The organism is Streptomyces sp. NBC_00425 (assembly GCF_036030735.1).
GTDB lineage: Bacteria > Actinomycetota > Actinomycetes > Streptomycetales > Streptomycetaceae > Streptomyces.
On the sequence record NZ_CP107928.1, the window covers coordinates 5,314,769 to 5,331,111 of the forward strand.

At 71.0% G+C, this 16,343-nt stretch carries 14 protein-coding genes, 1 tRNA gene and 1 pseudogene; 6 read left to right on the plus strand and 10 right to left on the minus strand.

Annotated elements, in window-relative coordinates; all coding sequences use genetic code 11:
* Positions 1 to 32: 32 nt before the first annotated feature.
* Together rlmB and OHS82_RS23000 are read left to right on the plus strand one after the other, a co-directional pair.
* Positions 33 to 974, plus strand: a complete 942-nt coding sequence (gene rlmB, locus OHS82_RS22995; RefSeq protein ID WP_057579177.1) for a 23S rRNA (guanosine(2251)-2'-O)-methyltransferase RlmB — start codon at positions 33 to 35, stop codon at positions 972 to 974.
* A gap of 205 nt (positions 975 to 1,179) precedes the next feature.
* Positions 1,180 to 2,853: a DoxX family protein gene (locus tag OHS82_RS23000; RefSeq protein WP_328434386.1), complete on the plus strand. Its 1,674-nt coding sequence runs from the start codon at positions 1,180 to 1,182 to the stop codon at positions 2,851 to 2,853.
* Positions 2,854 to 3,169: 316 nt separating this feature from the next.
* Here the strand turns inward: OHS82_RS23000 and OHS82_RS23005 are convergent, their stop codons facing one another.
* The 4 genes from OHS82_RS23005 to OHS82_RS23020 all read right to left on the minus strand — a co-directional run bounded on the left by OHS82_RS23005 (position 3,170) and on the right by OHS82_RS23020 (position 7,467).
* Positions 3,170 to 3,901 (minus strand): nucleotidyltransferase family protein, encoded by a 732-nt coding sequence (locus tag OHS82_RS23005; RefSeq protein WP_057579422.1) that lies wholly within the window; start codon positions 3,899 to 3,901, stop codon positions 3,170 to 3,172.
* A gap of 100 nt (positions 3,902 to 4,001) precedes the next feature.
* Positions 4,002 to 4,475: a hypothetical protein gene (locus OHS82_RS23010; RefSeq protein ID WP_057579173.1), complete on the minus strand. Its 474-nt coding sequence runs from the start codon at positions 4,473 to 4,475 to the stop codon at positions 4,002 to 4,004.
* A gap of 232 nt (positions 4,476 to 4,707) precedes the next feature.
* Positions 4,708 to 5,793 (minus strand): ABC transporter ATP-binding protein, encoded by a 1,086-nt coding sequence (locus OHS82_RS23015; protein ID WP_057579169.1) that lies wholly within the window; start codon positions 5,791 to 5,793, stop codon positions 4,708 to 4,710.
* 321 nt (positions 5,794 to 6,114) lie between these two features.
* Positions 6,115 to 7,467 (minus strand): RNA-guided endonuclease InsQ/TnpB family protein, encoded by a 1,353-nt coding sequence (locus OHS82_RS23020; RefSeq protein ID WP_328434387.1) that lies wholly within the window; start codon positions 7,465 to 7,467, stop codon positions 6,115 to 6,117.
* 178 nt (positions 7,468 to 7,645) lie between these two features.
* Between OHS82_RS23020 and OHS82_RS23025 the strand changes: the two genes are divergently transcribed.
* A tRNA-Thr gene (locus OHS82_RS23025) sits at positions 7,646 to 7,719 on the plus strand.
* Positions 7,720 to 7,791: 72 nt separating this feature from the next.
* Here the strand turns inward: OHS82_RS23025 and OHS82_RS23030 are convergent.
* Entirely contained in the window at positions 7,792 to 8,682 is an 891-nt protein-coding gene (locus OHS82_RS23030) for an aminoglycoside phosphotransferase family protein (protein WP_443041079.1), read from the minus strand.
* A 49-nt stretch (positions 8,683 to 8,731) separates the two neighbouring features.
* Here OHS82_RS23030 and OHS82_RS23035 point away from each other — a divergent pair, with 49 nt between their 5' ends.
* On the plus strand, positions 8,732 to 9,358 hold the full coding sequence (locus tag OHS82_RS23035; protein ID WP_443061795.1) for a rhomboid-like protein: 627 nt from the start codon (positions 8,732 to 8,734) through the stop codon (positions 9,356 to 9,358).
* Between the two features lie 31 nt (positions 9,359 to 9,389).
* Here OHS82_RS23035 and OHS82_RS23040 read toward each other — a convergent pair.
* Positions 9,390 to 9,791: pseudogene (locus tag OHS82_RS23040) on the minus strand (zinc-binding dehydrogenase); the annotation flags it as partial.
* A gap of 201 nt (positions 9,792 to 9,992) precedes the next feature.
* Between OHS82_RS23040 and OHS82_RS23045 the strand changes: the two are divergent.
* Complete coding sequence (locus OHS82_RS23045; RefSeq protein WP_328434391.1) at positions 9,993 to 10,745, plus strand: pentapeptide repeat-containing protein; 753 nt, start codon at positions 9,993 to 9,995, stop codon at positions 10,743 to 10,745.
* 6 nt (positions 10,746 to 10,751) lie between these two features.
* Here OHS82_RS23045 and OHS82_RS23050 read toward each other — a convergent pair whose 3' ends face one another.
* The gene (locus OHS82_RS23050; protein ID WP_057579415.1) at positions 10,752 to 11,252 is read right to left on the minus strand and encodes a hypothetical protein; all 501 of its coding nucleotides are present in this window, start codon (positions 11,250 to 11,252) and stop codon (positions 10,752 to 10,754) included.
* Between the two features lie 58 nt (positions 11,253 to 11,310).
* Between OHS82_RS23050 and OHS82_RS23055 the strand changes: the two genes are divergently transcribed.
* Positions 11,311 to 12,717, plus strand: a complete 1,407-nt coding sequence (locus OHS82_RS23055) for a M1 family metallopeptidase (RefSeq protein ID WP_328434392.1) — start codon at positions 11,311 to 11,313, stop codon at positions 12,715 to 12,717.
* Between the two features lie 108 nt (positions 12,718 to 12,825).
* Here OHS82_RS23055 and OHS82_RS23060 read toward each other — a convergent pair whose 3' ends face one another.
* The 3 genes from OHS82_RS23060 to OHS82_RS23070 form a co-directional block, all read right to left on the minus strand.
* Positions 12,826 to 13,785: a bifunctional GNAT family N-acetyltransferase/NUDIX hydrolase gene (locus OHS82_RS23060; protein ID WP_328434393.1), complete on the minus strand. Its 960-nt coding sequence runs from the start codon at positions 13,783 to 13,785 to the stop codon at positions 12,826 to 12,828.
* Positions 13,786 to 13,813: 28 nt separating this feature from the next.
* Entirely contained in the window at positions 13,814 to 15,409 is a 1,596-nt protein-coding gene (locus OHS82_RS23065) for a N,N-dimethylformamidase beta subunit family domain-containing protein (protein WP_057579157.1), read from the minus strand.
* A gap of 257 nt (positions 15,410 to 15,666) precedes the next feature.
* Positions 15,667 to 16,242: a TerD family protein gene (locus OHS82_RS23070; protein WP_057579155.1), complete on the minus strand. Its 576-nt coding sequence runs from the start codon at positions 16,240 to 16,242 to the stop codon at positions 15,667 to 15,669.
* Positions 16,243 to 16,343 lie beyond the last annotated feature (101 nt).

The following is a 16,343-nucleotide window of genomic DNA, read 5'->3' on the forward strand; positions in this document are numbered from 1 at the left end:
ATACGTACGAAGCTCACGGAGACGAGAGACACATGGCAGCCAACAACCGCCGCATGTCCGGCAAGAAGGGCGCGCAGGTCGGCAGTGGCGGCCAGCGACGCAAGGGCCTCGAGGGCAAGGGTCCGACCCCGCCCGCCGAGATGCGCAAGAAGCACAAGGCGAACCGCATCGCGAACGCCAAGGCGAAGCAGACCGCGCGCCGGCCCGCGCCGCGCGGCCGCGGCGGCAAGGGCACGTCCGAGATGGTCGTCGGCCGCAACCCGGTCGTCGAGGCGCTGCGCGAGGGCGTGCCCGCGACGATGCTGTACGTCCAGCAGTTCATCGACAACGACGAGCGGGTGCGCGAGGCGCTGCAGCTCGCCGGCGAGCGCGGCGGCATCCACCTCATGGAGGCCCCGCGTCCCGAGCTGGACCGCATGACCAACGGCCTCAACCACCAGGGCCTGGTCCTCCAGGTCCCGCCGTACGAGTACGCGCACCCCGAGGACCTGGCGGCCGCCGCCTACGACGGTGGCGAGGACCCGCTGATCGTCGCCCTCGACGGCGTCACCGACCCGCGCAACCTCGGCGCCGTCGTCCGCTCGGTCTCCGCCTTCGGCGGGCACGGCGTCGTCGTCCCCGAGCGCCGCGCGGCCGGCATGACGGCCGGCGCCTGGAAGACCTCCGCCGGCACGGCCGCCCGCACCCCGGTCGCCCGTGCCACCAACCTCACCCGGGCCCTGGAGGCCTACAAGAAGGCCGGCATCGCGGTGGTCGGCCTGGCCGCCGACGGCGAGCACGAGGTCGGCACGCTGAAGGCGCTGGACGGCCCGGTCGTCATCGTCGTCGGCAGTGAGGGCAAGGGGCTGTCCCGACTCGTCGGCGAGACCTGCGACTTCCGCGTCCGCATCCCGATGCCGGGCGGCGCGGAGTCGCTCAACGCCGGTGTGGCCGCGGGCATCGTGCTGTACGAGGCGGCTCGCCGCAGGAGCTGACGCGGCTCGGGTGGGCTCGACGACATGCCCGGCGACACCCGGCGACACGCCGGTTGTCGTCTCCGCCGGCACGCTCGAAGACGCGGGAACGCATGTCCGCGAGTTCACCCGAACGGGTTAATCCCGGCGCGTAGTGCAACCTTGACGGAGTCCGGACAGATCCGGCGGGTCAAAGCAGTGTCCTAACCACACGTCACTCGGTTAGATGAGTGTGGACACCAGAACACCCCGCACACCCACGGGGGACCGCTCGTCGGGATTCGACGACGCTCCCGCGCTGAGCATGGTGAAGGTGCCGAGCGACCCGGCGCAGATCATCGTCAGCCACGCGAGCTTCCGCGTGCAGCTGGCCGCGTCGACGCGGCGTAACCAATCCCCGCGGATCGCCCGGCATGTGAGCGCCATCGATGACACCGCGCGCATGGCCGCCGTCGGGACGGTGGGCCGAGCGGGCGCCGCCTCCGCGGGCCGCCGTCGGGCCGTCGTCTGGAGCGGCAAGTCCGCCCCCGACGACACCGGCGCCCACCGACTGCTCCAGGCCGTGCGGGCAGGCAGCATCGGCCACGGCGAACCGCCCGCCGCCGACGCCGGAGCCACCCAGGTCATCCCCCGCGTCGGCGTCGACGACCGCGGATACGACGGCGCCCTCGCCGCACAGACCCTCGAGACCCCCGTCGTCGGCGCCCAGCGCCGGCCCGCCGCCGGCGAACACCGCATCCTGCCGCACATGCGCACCGTGGACAGCGCCTACGACGAACCCGCCTACGACGACGCCCAGTTCGAGGACTTCGGCCCGACCGACACCGGCCCCGACCCGGACCGGGCACCCGCCCCCCGCACCCGGCGGCACGGCGAGGACCCCGCCCGCCACGCCTACTTCCCGGGCCGCCGGATGAACCTCGGCGTGGTCCTGCTCCCGCTGCGCATCTTCCTCGGCTTCATCTCCATCTACGCCGGCATGGGCAAGCTCTGCGACCCGGTCTACTTCGACGGCGGCAAGCGCGGCTCCATGGTGAAGTGGCTGAACACCCTGCACCCCTGGGAAGTCGCCGAACCCCTGCGCCAGTTCGCCCTCCACCACCCCGTCGGCTCCGGCCTCGTCATCGCCTTCCTCCAGGTCGTCGTGGGCGTCCTCACCGTGCTCGGCTGCTGGCAGCGCATCGCCGCGGTCGTCGGCGCCGGACTCTCCGCCGCGCTCATCGTCACCGTCAGCTGGAAGACCACCCCGGTCTACGACACGCCCCACATCATCTACCTCGCCGCCTGGTCGCCGCTGATCATCGCGGGCGCCCCCGTCTACTCCATCGACGGCCGCCTCGCCGCCGGCGCCTGGCGCCGTCTCGGCCCCCGTTCCGACATCTGGGAGCTGCGCCGCTACGTCCTGCGCCGCGGCGTCCTCGTCACCGCGATCGTCGTCGGACTGACCCTGCTGACCGGCTCCCTGCTCGGCGGCGCCGTCCGCGACGCCGACCGCGTGATCGTCCCCGGCCCCGGCGAGCCCCCGCGCAACGAACTGCCCGGCTCGCCCCTGCCCGGGAAGTCCGACACGCACAAGGCCTCGCGCAAGCCGGCCGCCTCCGCCTCACCCACCCAGGACGCCACCTCGGCCGCCCCGACGGCCGGCGCCGACAGCGAACCCTCCGAGTCCCGCGACAGCGGCACCTCCGGCGCCGGCGGCGGAGCGCCCAGCCAGACCCAGGGCACCGCCGGCCAGGCCCCGCCGGAGCACTCCGCCCCGCAGCAGCAGGCCCCCAGCACCAGCTCCGGCCCCAGCTCGGGCGGCTCCACCAGCAGCTCCGGCGGCTCCGACGGCGGCTCGAACGGCGGCGGCTCCACCTCCTCCGGCCAGCCCGGCCTCGTCGGCGGCCTCCTCGGGTAGGACGACCGGCCCGGCCACGAGCGGGGAGGGTCCGAACGCGCCCACACAGTGGGACCTCGGACAGCACCCACCCCGCCGCCCCCGGAGAACACGAAGGGTGCCGTGCGCTCGCAGCGCACGGCACCCTTCGTCGGTTGCCCGGGCCCGGGGACCGGCCGGCCGACCCACCGCGCCGACAGCCGGACCCGCGGCAGACCGCCCGGGCCGGCAGCCGATCACGAAGCGCCCGGACCGGGGGAGCGTTCCCCAGCGCCCCACAGGCGCCCCGGCGACCTTCAGACCGCCCCCGGCGACCCCCGGCGACCCGCAGCGATCCTCAGCGACCCTGTGTGGCCAGCTCCTTCGCCGCCTCCGTCAGATCCTTCGCGGTGTCGATGGCCCGCCAGTACGCCCCCTGCGGAATCGGGAAGCCCGCCAGCCGCCGCTCACGCGCCAGATGCGGGAACGTCGTGCGCTCGTGGTCGCCGCGCTCCGGCAGCAGCCCGGCGAACGCCGGCGAGAAGACGTACACACCCGCGTTGATCTCGTACGTCGTCGGCGGCGCCTCGATGAAGTCCGTGATGTGACCGAAGCCGTCCGTCTGCACCGCACCCCACGGAATGCGCGGGCGCGCCAGGGCCAGCGTCGCTATCGCGTCGCGCTCGGCGTGGAAGTCGGCCATCTCGCGCAGCGAGAAACGGGTCCAGATGTCACCGTTCGTGGCGTACCAGGGCCGGTCGGGACGGGGGAGACGCGCGGCCGCGTACTTCAGGCCACCGCCACGGCCCAGCGGCTCGGTCTCGACGACCGTCGTGACGTCGACGGGCAGATCGGCCGTCTTCAGCCAGTCCTGCAGCACCTCGGCGAGATGCCCGCAGGAGACGACCACGTCCGTCACGCCCTCCTCGGCGAGCCAGACGAGCTGATGGCCGATGATCGGCGTCCCCGTGCCGGGGATCTCGACCATCGGCTTGGGCCGGTCATCGGTGTAGGGACGCAGGCGCGACCCCTGGCCACCGGCCAGGATGACGGCTTGCGTGGGACGGGACGCGGCGTGCGGATCGGTCATGACCGCACTGTACGTGCCGCCCGTGCGCAGGCAGGAGTGCGGCTCCCCCGGCGGGAGGGGAGCCGCACGCTCCGGAACGGGCACCGGGCCCGGTGGCCCCTCAGCCGCGCGCCGCCAGGACGCCCGACGCGAAGGCCGTGTCGCACACCGGGCGGGAGTACGACTGTGCCCGTGACGGGCCGTACATACGGACCGCCGCGCGGCCCAGCGCGCGGGCGATGGACGAACAGTGCCGCGCCAACGACGGCTTACCGTTCACGGCGGCCTGGAGATGGGTCAGGGCGACGCCCGGATCCTTCTCCTGGAGCTCGGACAGCAACTGGTCGCGCAACACGTCCTGCGGGGCCGCCTTGGCGGCCTTCCGCGAGGACTGGTGCACGGCGGAGACGTCGGAGGCGGTGAGCACCGAATCCGAGGGGTTCCCCGACCAGTTGACCCGGGTGACCGCGAGGGTCCCGGAGAGCACCATGACGACGGGCAGGACGAGAGCGAGCGAGCGGCCGATCCGGCGGGCTGGGCCGCCCCGGCCGCTGCGCGTGCGCTGGGTGGTGGAGTGGTTCGCGGAGTGCTTCACGCGTGAGAGGGTAGCGTGCAGTAATGAGCCCGCGACAATGAGTCACCCGTACGGGGGATGGAGCTTTGCTCCTTTTCGGGTAGGACGTTGACGGCCGCACGTCGAAATGTCCGCTGTGCCGGGGATTTCGCGCGCATCGGAAAAAGGCCCCGCAGCAGGCTGCGGGGCCTTTTTCACCGACCAGAGTGAATCGCCGGAGTTTAATCAGGCGCCATTCACGTCGTCGGGCCGGTCAGTCCGACAGACGGGCACCCGTCGACGTCGAGAACACATGGGTCTCGCCGGCACGCGGAACGACGTGCAGCGTGCTGCCCTTCTCCGGGACGTCACGGCCGCCGACGCGCACCACGAGGTCCTTCGTCTCGTCGCCGACCTGGGCGCTGCCGTAGACGAAGGCGTCCGAGCCGAGCTCCTCGACCACGTTCACGGTGACCGCGAGACCCTTCTCCACGCCGGTGGCCACGTCGAAGTGCTCCGGGCGGACACCCACCGTGACCGTCTTGTCGGTGGCGGCCGCGAGCGCGTCACGCTGCACCGGCACCACCGAGTTGCCGAACTTCACGCCACCGTCGGTGATCGGGACCTCGACGAGGTTCATCGCCGGCGAACCGATGAAGCCGGCGACGAACAGGTTCGCGGGCCTGTCGTACATGTTGCGCGGGGTGTCGACCTGCTGCAGCAGACCGTCCTTCAGGACCGCCACGCGGTCACCCATCGTCAGCGCCTCGACCTGGTCGTGGGTGACGTACACGGTGGTGATGCCGAGACGGCGCTGCAGCGACGCGATCTGCGTACGCGTCGACACACGGAGCTTGGCGTCCAGGTTCGACAGCGGCTCGTCCATGAGGAACACCTGCGGCTCACGCACGATGGCGCGGCCCATCGCCACACGCTGGCGCTGACCACCGGAGAGGGCCTTCGGCTTGCGGTCCAGGTACTCGGTCAGGTCGAGGATCTTCGCCGCCTCCTCGACCTTCTGCCGGATCTCCGCCTTGTTCACGCCGGCGATCTTGAGCGCGAAACCCATGTTGTCGGCGACCGACATGTGCGGGTACAGCGCGTAGTTCTGGAACACCATGGCGATGTCCCGGTCCTTCGGCGGCAGGTGGGTGACGTCACGGTCGCCGATGCGGATCGCACCGCCGTTGACGTCCTCGAGCCCCGCGAGCATGCGGAGCGAGGTGGACTTACCGCAGCCGGACGGGCCGACCAGGACGAGGAACTCGCCGTCCGCGATGTCGATCTCGAGCGCGTCGACGGCGGGCTTCGTGGAGCCCGGGTAAATCCGGGTCGCCTTGTCGAACGTAACAGTGGCCATGCTTCTGAGGCCCCCTTCTACCGGCAGGAACGTGCCGGACGATCCGTTGTAGGAAGGTGGTTGGTGTAGTCCACATGAGCGAACTGGGTCAGGACGCTACCTCGCGTCCATCGGATCTGTCAGTACCCGAAGGCATGTGAACTTCGCGGAAATTCTCGAGCGAGCCCGAGCAACTGTCTTTTGACCTTGATTCCTGCTTCACGGCCCGCCGCCGACCACCCACAGCCCTGTGAGCTGCGCCCGGCCGGTCTTACAAGGGCTCCACAGGCTTTCCGGCCGACGGCCCGTCGGTCCGTACCGCATCGGCCGCACCGGCCGCATCTATGCGGCCAGCAGCCGCAGCCCCTCGTCCCGAAGGTTCACCGCCGCATTCACATCCCGGTCATGGACCGCCCCGCACCCGGAACACGTCCACCGCCGCACCGAGACGTCCAGCCGCTCGCCCACCGCATGACAGGCAGAACAACGACGCGTCGACGGAAAGAAGCGGTCCACCACCACCAGCTCCCGCCCGTACCACTCGCACTTGTACCGCAGCTGCCGCAACAACTCACCCCAACTCGCGTCGAGGATCGCCTCGTTCAGCCTCGACTTCCGCCGCCGCCCCTTACCACGCCGCACACGCGACAGTGACGCGACGGACAGGTCCTCCACCACGAGCACTTGGTTCTCGCGCACGAGGCGGGTGGTCAGCTGATCCAACATGTCCCTGCGCACATCCGTGATCAGCGCATACAGGCGCGCGATCCTCTGCCGGACCTTCGCCCGGTTCCTCGAACCCCGCACCTTCCTGTGCAGCTCCCGCTGCAACCGCGCCAGCTTCTCCCCATACCGCCTCAACAGCCGCGGATGATCGAACTTCGTTCCGTCATCCAACGTCACCAGCGACGCCAACCCCAGATCGAGCCCCACCGCCCGCGGCTCCCCCGTCCCCGGCACGCACACCGCAGGCAGCGGCGTTATCAGCTCCTCCACCAGCGTCGACACGAAAAACCGGCCCGCCCGATCCCGCGACACCGACAGACGCACCGGAACCACCCCGGCAGGCAACTCCCTCGACCACCGCACGTCCAACGGCCCTGACTGCTTCGCCAGCGTGATCGACCCCGTACCCGGCCGCTCCGGATCCTCCACCCACCGGAACCCCGTACGCACATACGTCGCCGTGTCCCGCGACCGCCCCTTCTTCTTCCGCCTCGGATACCTCGCCTCACTCCTGAAGAACCGGGTATACGCCTGATCCAGATCACGCAAGGACTGCTGGAGGACCGTGGACGACACCTCCGCCAACCACGCCGTCCCCTCCGCCCGCTTCCAACCCGTCAACGCCCGACACGTCTCCGCGAACCCCACATTCACCCGATGCCGCTCCCAGGCCCCGGACCGCAGCGCCAGCCCCTCGTTGTAGACCCACCGGCACGCCCCGAACGTCCGCTCCAACTGCTCGGCCTGCTCCTCGGTCGGGTAGAAGCGGAACCGGTAGACGCGGTGACGGGTGTCGGCGGCCTTGGCGTGGGACTGGAGACGCGTCGCCTTGCGCGTGTGGTGCTTGCGGCGGTCTCCGACACCGAGCACCTCGCGCTTGATGCGCTCGGCCTCTTCCCCCTTCACCGCTTCCGGCGTCGGCTTCTTCGTCGTCTCCGCCGTCCCCGCCCTCTTTGCGGTCCTCCCCATGCATCCCTCCCTCTGGCGATCCGATCTTCGGAACAGCACGTCAGACCGATCAACGAACGCGTGCGCGGATGGTTACGCACAGTTCTCGAACGGGTTGGAGGCAAGAAGTCCGTGGCCTTCCGAAACGGGGGCTGTGTACAGTGGAGCCGCCCTCGCGTGCGGCATGGTTGCGCGCGGTGCCTCCTTAGCTCAGCTGGCCAGAGCGCCGCTCTTGTAAAGCGAAGGTCGTCGGTTCGAATCCGACAGGGGGCTCTGGAGAAAGCCCAGGTCAGGATGTTTCTGACCTGGGCTTCATTTATGTCACTCGCCTGTCCGGCGTTGCTGTCAGCCTCGCAGGAGGCGGGCGGTCTCCAGCCTTCTCGGCTCCGGAGGGCGGCCGTCCTCGATCTCCCAGAGGCAGTCCTGGAGGACCCGCGCGAGGGTCCAGACGCGGGCCCGTTCGCGGTCGAGGCCGAGGGCGGCGGTCAGCGCGTCGAAGCGCCACCGCACGTCCGCCGGGTCGTAGCGGTCGGCGATCGCGGGCAGGAGTTCGAAGCCGGGGTCGCCGGCGAGGGGTTTGGGGTCGATGGCGAGCCAGGGGGCGCGGTCGGCGGCCAGGACGTTCTCGTAGTGCAGGTCCCAGTGCAGGAGCCGGTCGCCGGGTTCGGTGACGACCTCGCCCAGGGCGGCCGCGCAGTCGGCGATCAGGCGGCGGTCGGTCGGGTCGGGGACGTGTTCCAGGGCCTGGGGGGTCTGATCCAGCATGGCGTGGGCGATGTCGTCCAGGCGGCGCATGTCCTTCGGCGCCGGGAGGGTCGTCAGGCGGGCCAGCAGGTCTGCGATGACGAGGACCGCCTCGTGAACGTCGTCCAGGTGGGACAGCATGCGGGTCGGGTCGAGGCGTTCGAGGAGCATCGTGCCCGTGGGTTCGTCGTGCCGGAGGAGGCGGACGGCGTGGTCGCCGTTCCACAGGCGCAGGGCGACGGGTTCGCCGGCGCTCTCCTCGTCGAGGATCTGGAGTTTGAGGACGGCCCGGGTGTCGTCGGCGGCGGTGACCGGCAGGACGAGGGCGCTCACGCCGTGCATGGAGGGGCCGTCGACCCGTAGTTCCCATTGGTCGAGGAAGCCCTGGGCGAGGGCCGGGAGGGCGGTGATGAAGGCGTGGCCCGCCGGGCCGTTGTACTTCACCTGTTCTGCGGCGAGTGCGGCCGGAACGTCGATCACCTCGGGGACGATACTGGGCCGGGTGAGAGGGCTCAGGGGGTTTTCCGGGGTCGGGCGGGCGGTGTGGGCGTATGTCCGCAGTGCGCCCGGTACGTATGTGTGGCTGGCGGTCCTCTTCGTCACGACGGTCGCGCTGCACCGTATGTCCCCGGAGTTCGAGCAGGAGTTCCTGCTGCAGCGGTCGACGAACATCCACGAGCTGTCGAGGCATCCGGTGCGGGTGCTGGTGGCGAGTGCGATGTGGATCGACGGGGGGTACTGGGTGCCGTACGCGGTGCTGTACACGGTGTTCCACGCCCGGGCGGAGCGCTGGCTGGGGACGGCGCGGTGGCTGGCGGTGTGTGCGGCGGCGCATGTGCTGGCGACGTTGGTCAGCGAGGGTGCGCTGGCGGTGGCGATCCAGGAGGGGCTTGCTCCGCGGTCGTCGGTGGAGACCCTGGACGTGGGGGTGAGTTATGCGCTGTCGGGTGTGGTGGCGGTGCTCTTCTACGGGATGCGTTCGCCGTGGCGGTATGCGTATCTCGTGGGTGTCCTCGTTTTCTACGGTCTTCCGCTCGTGGAGGCGCCGACGTTCACGGACTTCGGGCATTTCGTGTCCGTGCTGATCGGGTTGGGGTGTTTCCCGCTGGTCAGCGGGCGGGGAAAGGTGCGGAATCCGAAGGAGACAGCGGCTGTGCCACCGGGTTAGCGTCCGGCCATGAGCGGTCCGCCGTCAGGGGTCACGGGATCAGGATGACCTTGCCGGTGGTTTTGCGGGTTTCGAGGGCGTGGTGGGCCGCGGCGGCTTCGGCGAGGGGGAAGGGGTGTACGGCCGGGACGAGGCGGCCGGCGGCGGCTTCGGTGAGGGCGCGTTGTTCGAGGGCGCGGAGGCTGCCGGCCCTCTCGAGCATCACGGGGCCGAGGACCGGGCGGGAGACGCCGTCGACGAAGTGGCCCCGGCCGTCGCGGATGCCCTCGGCGGACCAGCCGAAAACCAGGTGTCGGCCGCCGGGTGCGAGGAGCGCGACGGCCTCGCGGGCGGCGTCCGCGCCCACTCCGTCGAAGACGACGGTGACGGCGCGGGCGCCGAGGCGGGCGCGGACCTCGGCGGGCCAGGCGGGGTCGGTGTAGTCGACGGCGATGCGGACCTGGCCGGGGTCGGGTACGGGGTCGTCCACTTCCTCGTGGCGGAGGTTCTCTGCGGGGCCGAAGGCGTGGAGGCGGATGGCGTGCATGGGGGTCCTCCGGTGGGTTGTGGGTGGGTTGCTCCAGCGTTCAACCTCAAGTTCGGTCGAGGTCAAGGGGTGGCGGCGATTGTCAGTGGCGGGGTGCAGCATGGGGGTATGGCGAGGACAGGCACAGGCACAGGTGTAGGCGGGGGTGCGCGCTCGGGGGATGCGGCGGGCGGGGCCGGCGGCAGGGGGTCCGGCGGCAGGGGGGCCGGCGTGGTGAAGGGCGCTCGGCGGCCGGAGGTGCGGCTGCCGGTGCTGGAGCCGTTCGCGGACGGGGAGCTGGAGCCCGACGGGGACTACGACGGCGTGGAGTTCCGCGAGCTGGATCTGACCGGGCAGGACGGCGGGGGCGCCCGGTTCATGGACTGCGCGGTGACGGGGTGTGCGCTGGACGGGACACGGCTGCGCAAGGCCCGGATCCTGGACTCGGTCCTCACGGGGCTGCGGGGTGTCGGCACGGATCTGGCGGAGGCGACGCTGCGTGACGTCGAGGTGCTCGAGGCCCGTCTGGGCGGCGCGCAGCTGTACGGGGCGGTGCTGGAGCGGGTGGTGGTGCGCGGCGGCAAGATCGACTATCTGAACCTGCGTCAGGCGCGGTTGCGGGATGTCGTCTTCGAGGGGTGTGTGCTGGTCGAGCCGGATTTCGGGGGTGCGCGTCTGGAGCGTGTCGAGTTCGTCGACTGCGCGGTGAGGTCCGTCGACTTCACGGCGGCGACGCTGAGCGACGTGGATCTGCGGGGGGCGGTGGAGCTGGGCATCGCGGGGGGTGTGGGCTGGTTGTCGGGCGCGGTGATCAGCGCGGCCCAGCTGCTGGATCTGGCTCCCGTGCTGGCGGGTGAGCTGGGCATCACAGTGGAGGGCTGACGGGGGTCATTTCACGCGGGGGAAGCGTGCCTGGAGCGTCCAGACGGCCGGGTTCTCGCCCAGGTCGTCGTGCAGGTCGATCAGGTCGGCGAGCAGGTCGTGCAGGAAGTCCCTTGCCTCGCGGCGGAGTTCGGCGTGGGAGAAGGTCAGCGGGGGTTCCTCGGCCGGCATCCAGTCGGCCTCGACGTCCACCCAGCCGAAGCGGCGTTCGAAGAGCATGCGGTCGGTGGACTCGGTGAAGTCCAGTTCGGCGTACTGCGGGCGGGAGGCGCGGGAGCCCGCCGGGTCCTGGTCGATCTGCTCGACGATGTCGCACAGCGCCCACGCGAAGTCCAGCACCGGCACCCATCCCCAGGCTGTGGACACCTCGCGGTCCGCCTTGGTGTCGGCGAGGTAGACGTCCCCGCAGAACAGGTCGTGGCGCAGGGCGTGGACGTCCGCGCGCCGGTAGTCCGTCTGCGGCGGGTCGGGGAAGCGGTTGGAGAGGGCGTAGCCGATGTCGAGCACGTAGGCGATGGTGTCATGGCCCGGTGCGCGCGCCGGACGTCCCCATAGGATCACTGACATGCCCAGATCCGTGCGGTGTGTCCCCTTGGTGGCCGGGTTGCTGGCCTGCAGTCTGGCCCTGACCGCCTGCGACGGCGGTGCGGGGGGCGGCTCCGACGGGGCCTCCGGTCTGGGCGACCCGTACTTCCCGAAGGCGGGCAACGGCGGCTACGACGTCTCCCACTACGGCCTGACGCTCGCCTACGACCCGGAGGGCGGGCGGCTGAGCGGCTCTGCCGTCGTCACGGCCCGCGCGACTTCGGATCTCTCCGCCTTCCGCCTGGATTTCGCGGGCCTGGAGGTGGCGGGGGTGACCGTCGAGGGCGAGGCGGCCGAGTTCCGGCGGGACGGCCAGGAGCTGACCGTCCGCCCGTCGGACTCCTTGTCCGAGGGCGAGACCTTCGAGGTGGCGGTTCGCTATTCCGGCAGCCCGCGCACGATCACCGATCCGGACGGTTCGAAGGAGGGCTGGCTGCGCACCGAGGACGGGGCCCTGGCCCTCGGCGAGCCGGTCGGCTCGATGGCCTGGTTCCCGGGCAATCACCATCCGTCGGACAAGGCGGCCTACGACATCGCCGTCACCGTCCCGGAGGGGCTGACGGCCGTCTCCAACGGGGAGTTGAGGAGCCGGAAGGCGGCGGGCGGGGGCCGTACGACGTTCTCCTGGCGGACCGCCGAGCCGATGGCGAGCTATCTGGCGACGGTCGCCGTCGGCCGCTTCACGGTCACCGAGTCCACGACCCGGGACGGTCTGCCGGTGTACGTCGCGGTCGACCCGACGCAGGCGGCGGCGAGCCGTGCGGTGCTCGCCCGGCTGCCCGAGGTCATGCAGTGGGCGCAGGACAACTTCGGCCCGTACCCCTTCTCGTCGGCCGGGGCGATCGTCGACCGCCCCGGGGACGCCGAGTACGCCCTGGAGACCCAGAACCGTCCCGTCTACCCGGGCGCCCCCGACCTGCCGACCTTGGTGCACGAGACGGCGCACCAGTGGTTCGGCGACTCCGTGACGCCGAAGAGCTGGCAGGACATGTGGCTCAACGAGGGTTTCGCGACCTACGCGGAGTGGCTGTGGGAGGAGGACGAGGGCGGCGCCACGGCGGAGCAGACGTTCACCGGGCTCTACGACCACGGCGTCGAGGAGTACGCGGATCTGTGGGACTTCCCGCCCGCGAAGCCGACGAGCGCCGCCCATGTATCCGACCCCCCTGTCTACCAGCGCGGCGCGATGGTGCTGCACCGCATCCGGCAGACCGTCGGCGACGACGCCTTCTACGACATCGTGCAGGGCTGGGCAGCCGCCCACCGGCACGGGAACGCCGGCACGGACGCCTTCACGGCGTACGTCGAGAAGGCGGCTCCGGACGCGGACTTCGATGACATCTGGGCGGACTGGCTGTACGGGGAGGGAAAACCGGAGCTCCCCTGAGTCCCTTGAGCCCCCTGAGCCCCCTTGAGCCCGCTGAGCCCGCTGAGCCCCCTCAGGCCTCTGAGGCCTGAGCCCGGTCTGTTCTCGCTGCCGGGGCCGCCGTCGGGGTCAGGCCGTGCGGTGCGTCGCCTCGTGTTCGTCGAGCAGGCGGGCGAGGTCGGACGGCCACACCGGCTCGGCGGACGCGTGCAGTTCCCGCCGGGGCCACCAGCGCCAGCTGAGGATGCCGTCGGCGGCGTGGGCGGCGGCCAGGTCGGGGCCGGCGGGTTCGCGGTGCGGGCCCGGGGTGACGTAGATGTGCTCGTGCTGGCGGATGACGACGTCGGAGCGGGTGAAGTCGTGCTCCCAGGTGCACAGGAGGGGCCCGGGCTCCAGGTCGTTCCAGCCGGTCTCCTCGCGCAGCTCGCGCAGGGCGCCCTCGCGGGGCGACTCGCCTTCCTCGAGTCCGCCGCCGGGCAGTGCCCAGTGCGCGCCGACGTCGGGGTTGACGTACCGGAAGAGGAGGACGGAGCCGCCGGGGTCGACGACGGCCACCCGGGCGGCGCGGCGCAGCCGGGGCAGCGGTTTGCGCAGCACGGCGCAGGGACGCCCGTGTTGCCGATCCGGGCGGTGGCCGATGACCTCGTACCCGAGGGCGGTCCAGAACGCGAGGCCCTTGGGGTTGGCGTCGAGCACGGCGAGCCGGAGGCCGTTGCGGCCGTCCGCCCGGAACCGTTCCTCGATCTGCTCGGCGATGCGGCGGCCGTGCCCCTGCCCGTGCTGGGCCGCGTCGACCATCAGCAGGCCGATCCAGGGGTCCGGGTCGGCGGGGTCGGGGTGCCGGGCCAGGGTGATGACCACCCCGACCAGTCTTCCCCCGCTGCGGGCCAGCAGCACCTCCACCCCGTCGGTCGCCGCCTGTTCGGCGAGCGCCGCCGCCACCTGCTCCGGCCGGATGTCGTGCGGATCCGGGAAGTCGCCGCTGAGGGCCTGGAATTCGCGGTTGGAGGCGTAGAGGGCGGTCAGTTCGGTGAGGAGGGGGCCGGGGATGTCGTGGTCGGCGGCGAGGGGGAGGGCAGTCAGGATCATGGGCCGCAGGGTAGGGCCTGCCGGCCGGTCAGACCCCGACCGATTCTGCTCCGACCTGGCCGCGTGAGAGCAGCATCCGCTCGAGGAGGTTGCGTGTCGCGCGTTCGACGCGCGGGTCGTGGTGGTCCTCGTCGTGGAGGGCGAGGGGCCAGAAGAAGGTGCCGGCGGCGAAGACGAGGGTGCCGCCCTCGTGTTCGGTGAGGCCGGTGTTCTGGATGCGCCGCTTGTGGCCGCTGCCCTTGGCGGACTTGTAGCGGTAGGGGGACTCCGAGAGGAGGGTGCGGGTGGCGCCCTTCGGGGACGGCATCCTGGTGTCGTAGCCGTCGGCCTCGACGGCCACGAGGTGGGGTATCTCCTCGCCGTCCTTGAGCCCGGTGCCCTCCCAGAACCAGTGGTCCGGCCGGCGGACGACCAGGGGCGCGGGTTTGGCCAGGATGCCGTTGTACTGGACGCCCAGCAGCCCCTGTTCGGCCCGCCCGTTCTTCTTGCCGTGCTTGTCCTCCAGGTCGCGCCAGCGTTCGGTGGGGCCGTTGGCGTCGGGGGACGGGTCCACGGCGGTCTTGTAGCAGGCGACGGTGCGGGACGGGGTGCCGTCGGCCGCGCCGGTGAGCCGGATGTGGAAGTAGATGTTGTTGGCCGCGAGGAAGGCGAGGTGTGTGCCGGCGTCGACCGCCTTCTCCAGCACGTCCCGCATGGGCTTCGACCAGTACTCGTCGTGGCCGGGGAAGATCATCGCCGTGTAGCGCCCGGGGTCGATCCGGCCCTCGTGCAGGTCGGCGCTGGTCGCGTACGTCACGTCGTGGCCCTCGGCCTCCACCCAGCGCGTGAAGGCGACGTCCAGCTCGGCCCACCGGGGCAGACCGTGGTCGGAGTAGGGGCGGTCGAACGACACCTGGAACGCGCGGTGCTCGCTGTCCGCGACCGCTCCGGGGCGGGGGTAGCCCCGGTAGAGGTTCTTGCCGGTACGACCGTCCATGGGCCACTGGTTGTAGGCCTGGTAGGTGGTGAAGGGGAGGACCACCAGGAGGTCCGACGCGCGGTTCTGCTCGCGGACGACGAACGGGGTGCAGCTGCGGTGGCCGTCCTCGGCCTCGAAGACGGCCACGTAGACGCCCGATATCCAGGTGCTGGGGATGCGGTGCGTCCAGGACGGGCGCCAGTCGCACACGATGGCGCCGGTCTCGGGGTGCGGGGCGGGGGTGGGCTGCCGGGAGCCGGTGAGCTCCGGTCCGGTGGCCATCAGGCGGCCGCCCTCGCCGTCGTAGTGGCCCAGCCGGTAGAGGGTGACGCGGAAGGGCTGCGGGACCCGGACGGACACGTGGAAGGAGATCGGTTCCCCGGGCGAGACGGAGGTCGTCGACGCGTAGCCGTGGATCTGTCCCAGATGGTCCTTGGTGGTGAGGCGGGCGTCCGCAGGGACCTCCCAGTCGGGCGTTCCGTCGTTCGTGTTCTCGTTCACGACCGGGTTGGCGCCCATGGCGGTGGCCTTGCGGACGGTCGGCGGGGACGCCGACGGGGGCTCCGCGGGGGTCTCGCGGTAGGCGTAGGCCGCTCCGATCCCGGCGGCGGCGACCGCCCCCACCCCGAACGTACCCATGGCCCTGCGACGACTGACGACGGACATGTGGAACAGGCCCCCCTGGCACCGGCACACGGTCCGCGCACGCGCTGTTCACTCGTCGCACTGCCGTGTGGACTGTCAAACCTCTCTGCTGCACCGCGACGTCTGTCGCACTGCAGGTTCGGGGTCGTGACGGTCGAGCGACTGGTCGAGCCGCTGGTCACACGAAGACCGCCCGCCCTCTTGGTAGAGGGCGGGCGGTCCGGTGAGGTTGCCTGGGAAACCTCGGTTGTTCGAACGTTCTGTGACGTTCGGGTGGATCAGACGCTGACGCCGAAGTCCTGCGCGATGCCCACGAGGCCCGACGCGTAACCCTGGCCGACCGCGCGGAACTTCCACTCCGCGCCGTTGCGGTAGAGCTCGCCGAAGACCATGGCCGTCTCGGTGGCCGCGTCCTCGGAGAGGTCGTAGCGGGCGATCTCGGCGCCGCCGGCCTGGTTGACGATGCGGATGTAGGCGTTGCGGACCTGGCCGAAGTTCTGCGAGCGGTTCTCTGCGTCGTAGATCGAGACCGGGAAGACGATCTTGTCGATGTCGGCGGGGAGACCCGCCAGGTTCACGTTGATCGCCTCGTCGTCGCCCGCGCCCTCGCCGGTGCGGTTGTCGCCGGTGTGGACGATGGTCTGGTCCGGCGTCTGCTTGTTGTTGAAGAAGACGAAGTGACCGTCGGAGTAGACCTTGCCCTGCAGGTTGACCGCGATCGCGGAGGCGTCGAGGTCGAAGTCCGTGCCGGTGGTGGTGCGGACGTCCCAGCCGAGGCCCACGGTGACGGCGGTCAGGCCCGGAGCCTCCTTGGTGAGCGAGACGTTGCCACCCTTGGACAGGCTTACAGCCATGGTTGGGAGTCCTTCCCTCGTTGCGTACGGCTTCGTACGGGCTTCGTACGGGCACGAAGCTACAGCTATCCCTATGAACGCAGCGAAGGGTGCTCAAGGTT

Excerpts from the sequence above, each read along its gene's own strand:
- rlmB (WP_057579177.1), top strand. The coding sequence starts at position 33 with ATGGCAGCCAACAACCGCCGCATGTCCGGCAAGAAGGGCGCGCAGGTC.
- OHS82_RS23000 (WP_328434386.1), top strand. The coding sequence starts at position 1,180 with ATGAGTGTGGACACCAGAACACCCCGCACACCCACGGGGGACCGCTCG.
- OHS82_RS23005 (WP_057579422.1), bottom strand. The coding sequence starts at position 3,901 with ATGACCGATCCGCACGCCGCGTCCCGTCCCACGCAAGCCGTCATCCTG.
- OHS82_RS23015 (WP_057579169.1), bottom strand. The coding sequence starts at position 5,793 with ATGGCCACTGTTACGTTCGACAAGGCGACCCGGATTTACCCGGGCTCC.
- OHS82_RS23020 (WP_328434387.1), bottom strand. The coding sequence starts at position 7,467 with ATGGGGAGGACCGCAAAGAGGGCGGGGACGGCGGAGACGACGAAGAAG.
- OHS82_RS23045 (WP_328434391.1), top strand. The coding sequence starts at position 9,993 with ATGGCGAGGACAGGCACAGGCACAGGTGTAGGCGGGGGTGCGCGCTCG.
- OHS82_RS23055 (WP_328434392.1), top strand. The coding sequence starts at position 11,311 with ATGCCCAGATCCGTGCGGTGTGTCCCCTTGGTGGCCGGGTTGCTGGCC.
- OHS82_RS23060 (WP_328434393.1), bottom strand. The coding sequence starts at position 13,785 with ATGATCCTGACTGCCCTCCCCCTCGCCGCCGACCACGACATCCCCGGC.
- OHS82_RS23065 (WP_057579157.1), bottom strand. The coding sequence starts at position 15,409 with ATGTCCGTCGTCAGTCGTCGCAGGGCCATGGGTACGTTCGGGGTGGGG.
- OHS82_RS23070 (WP_057579155.1), bottom strand. The coding sequence starts at position 16,242 with ATGGCTGTAAGCCTGTCCAAGGGTGGCAACGTCTCGCTCACCAAGGAG.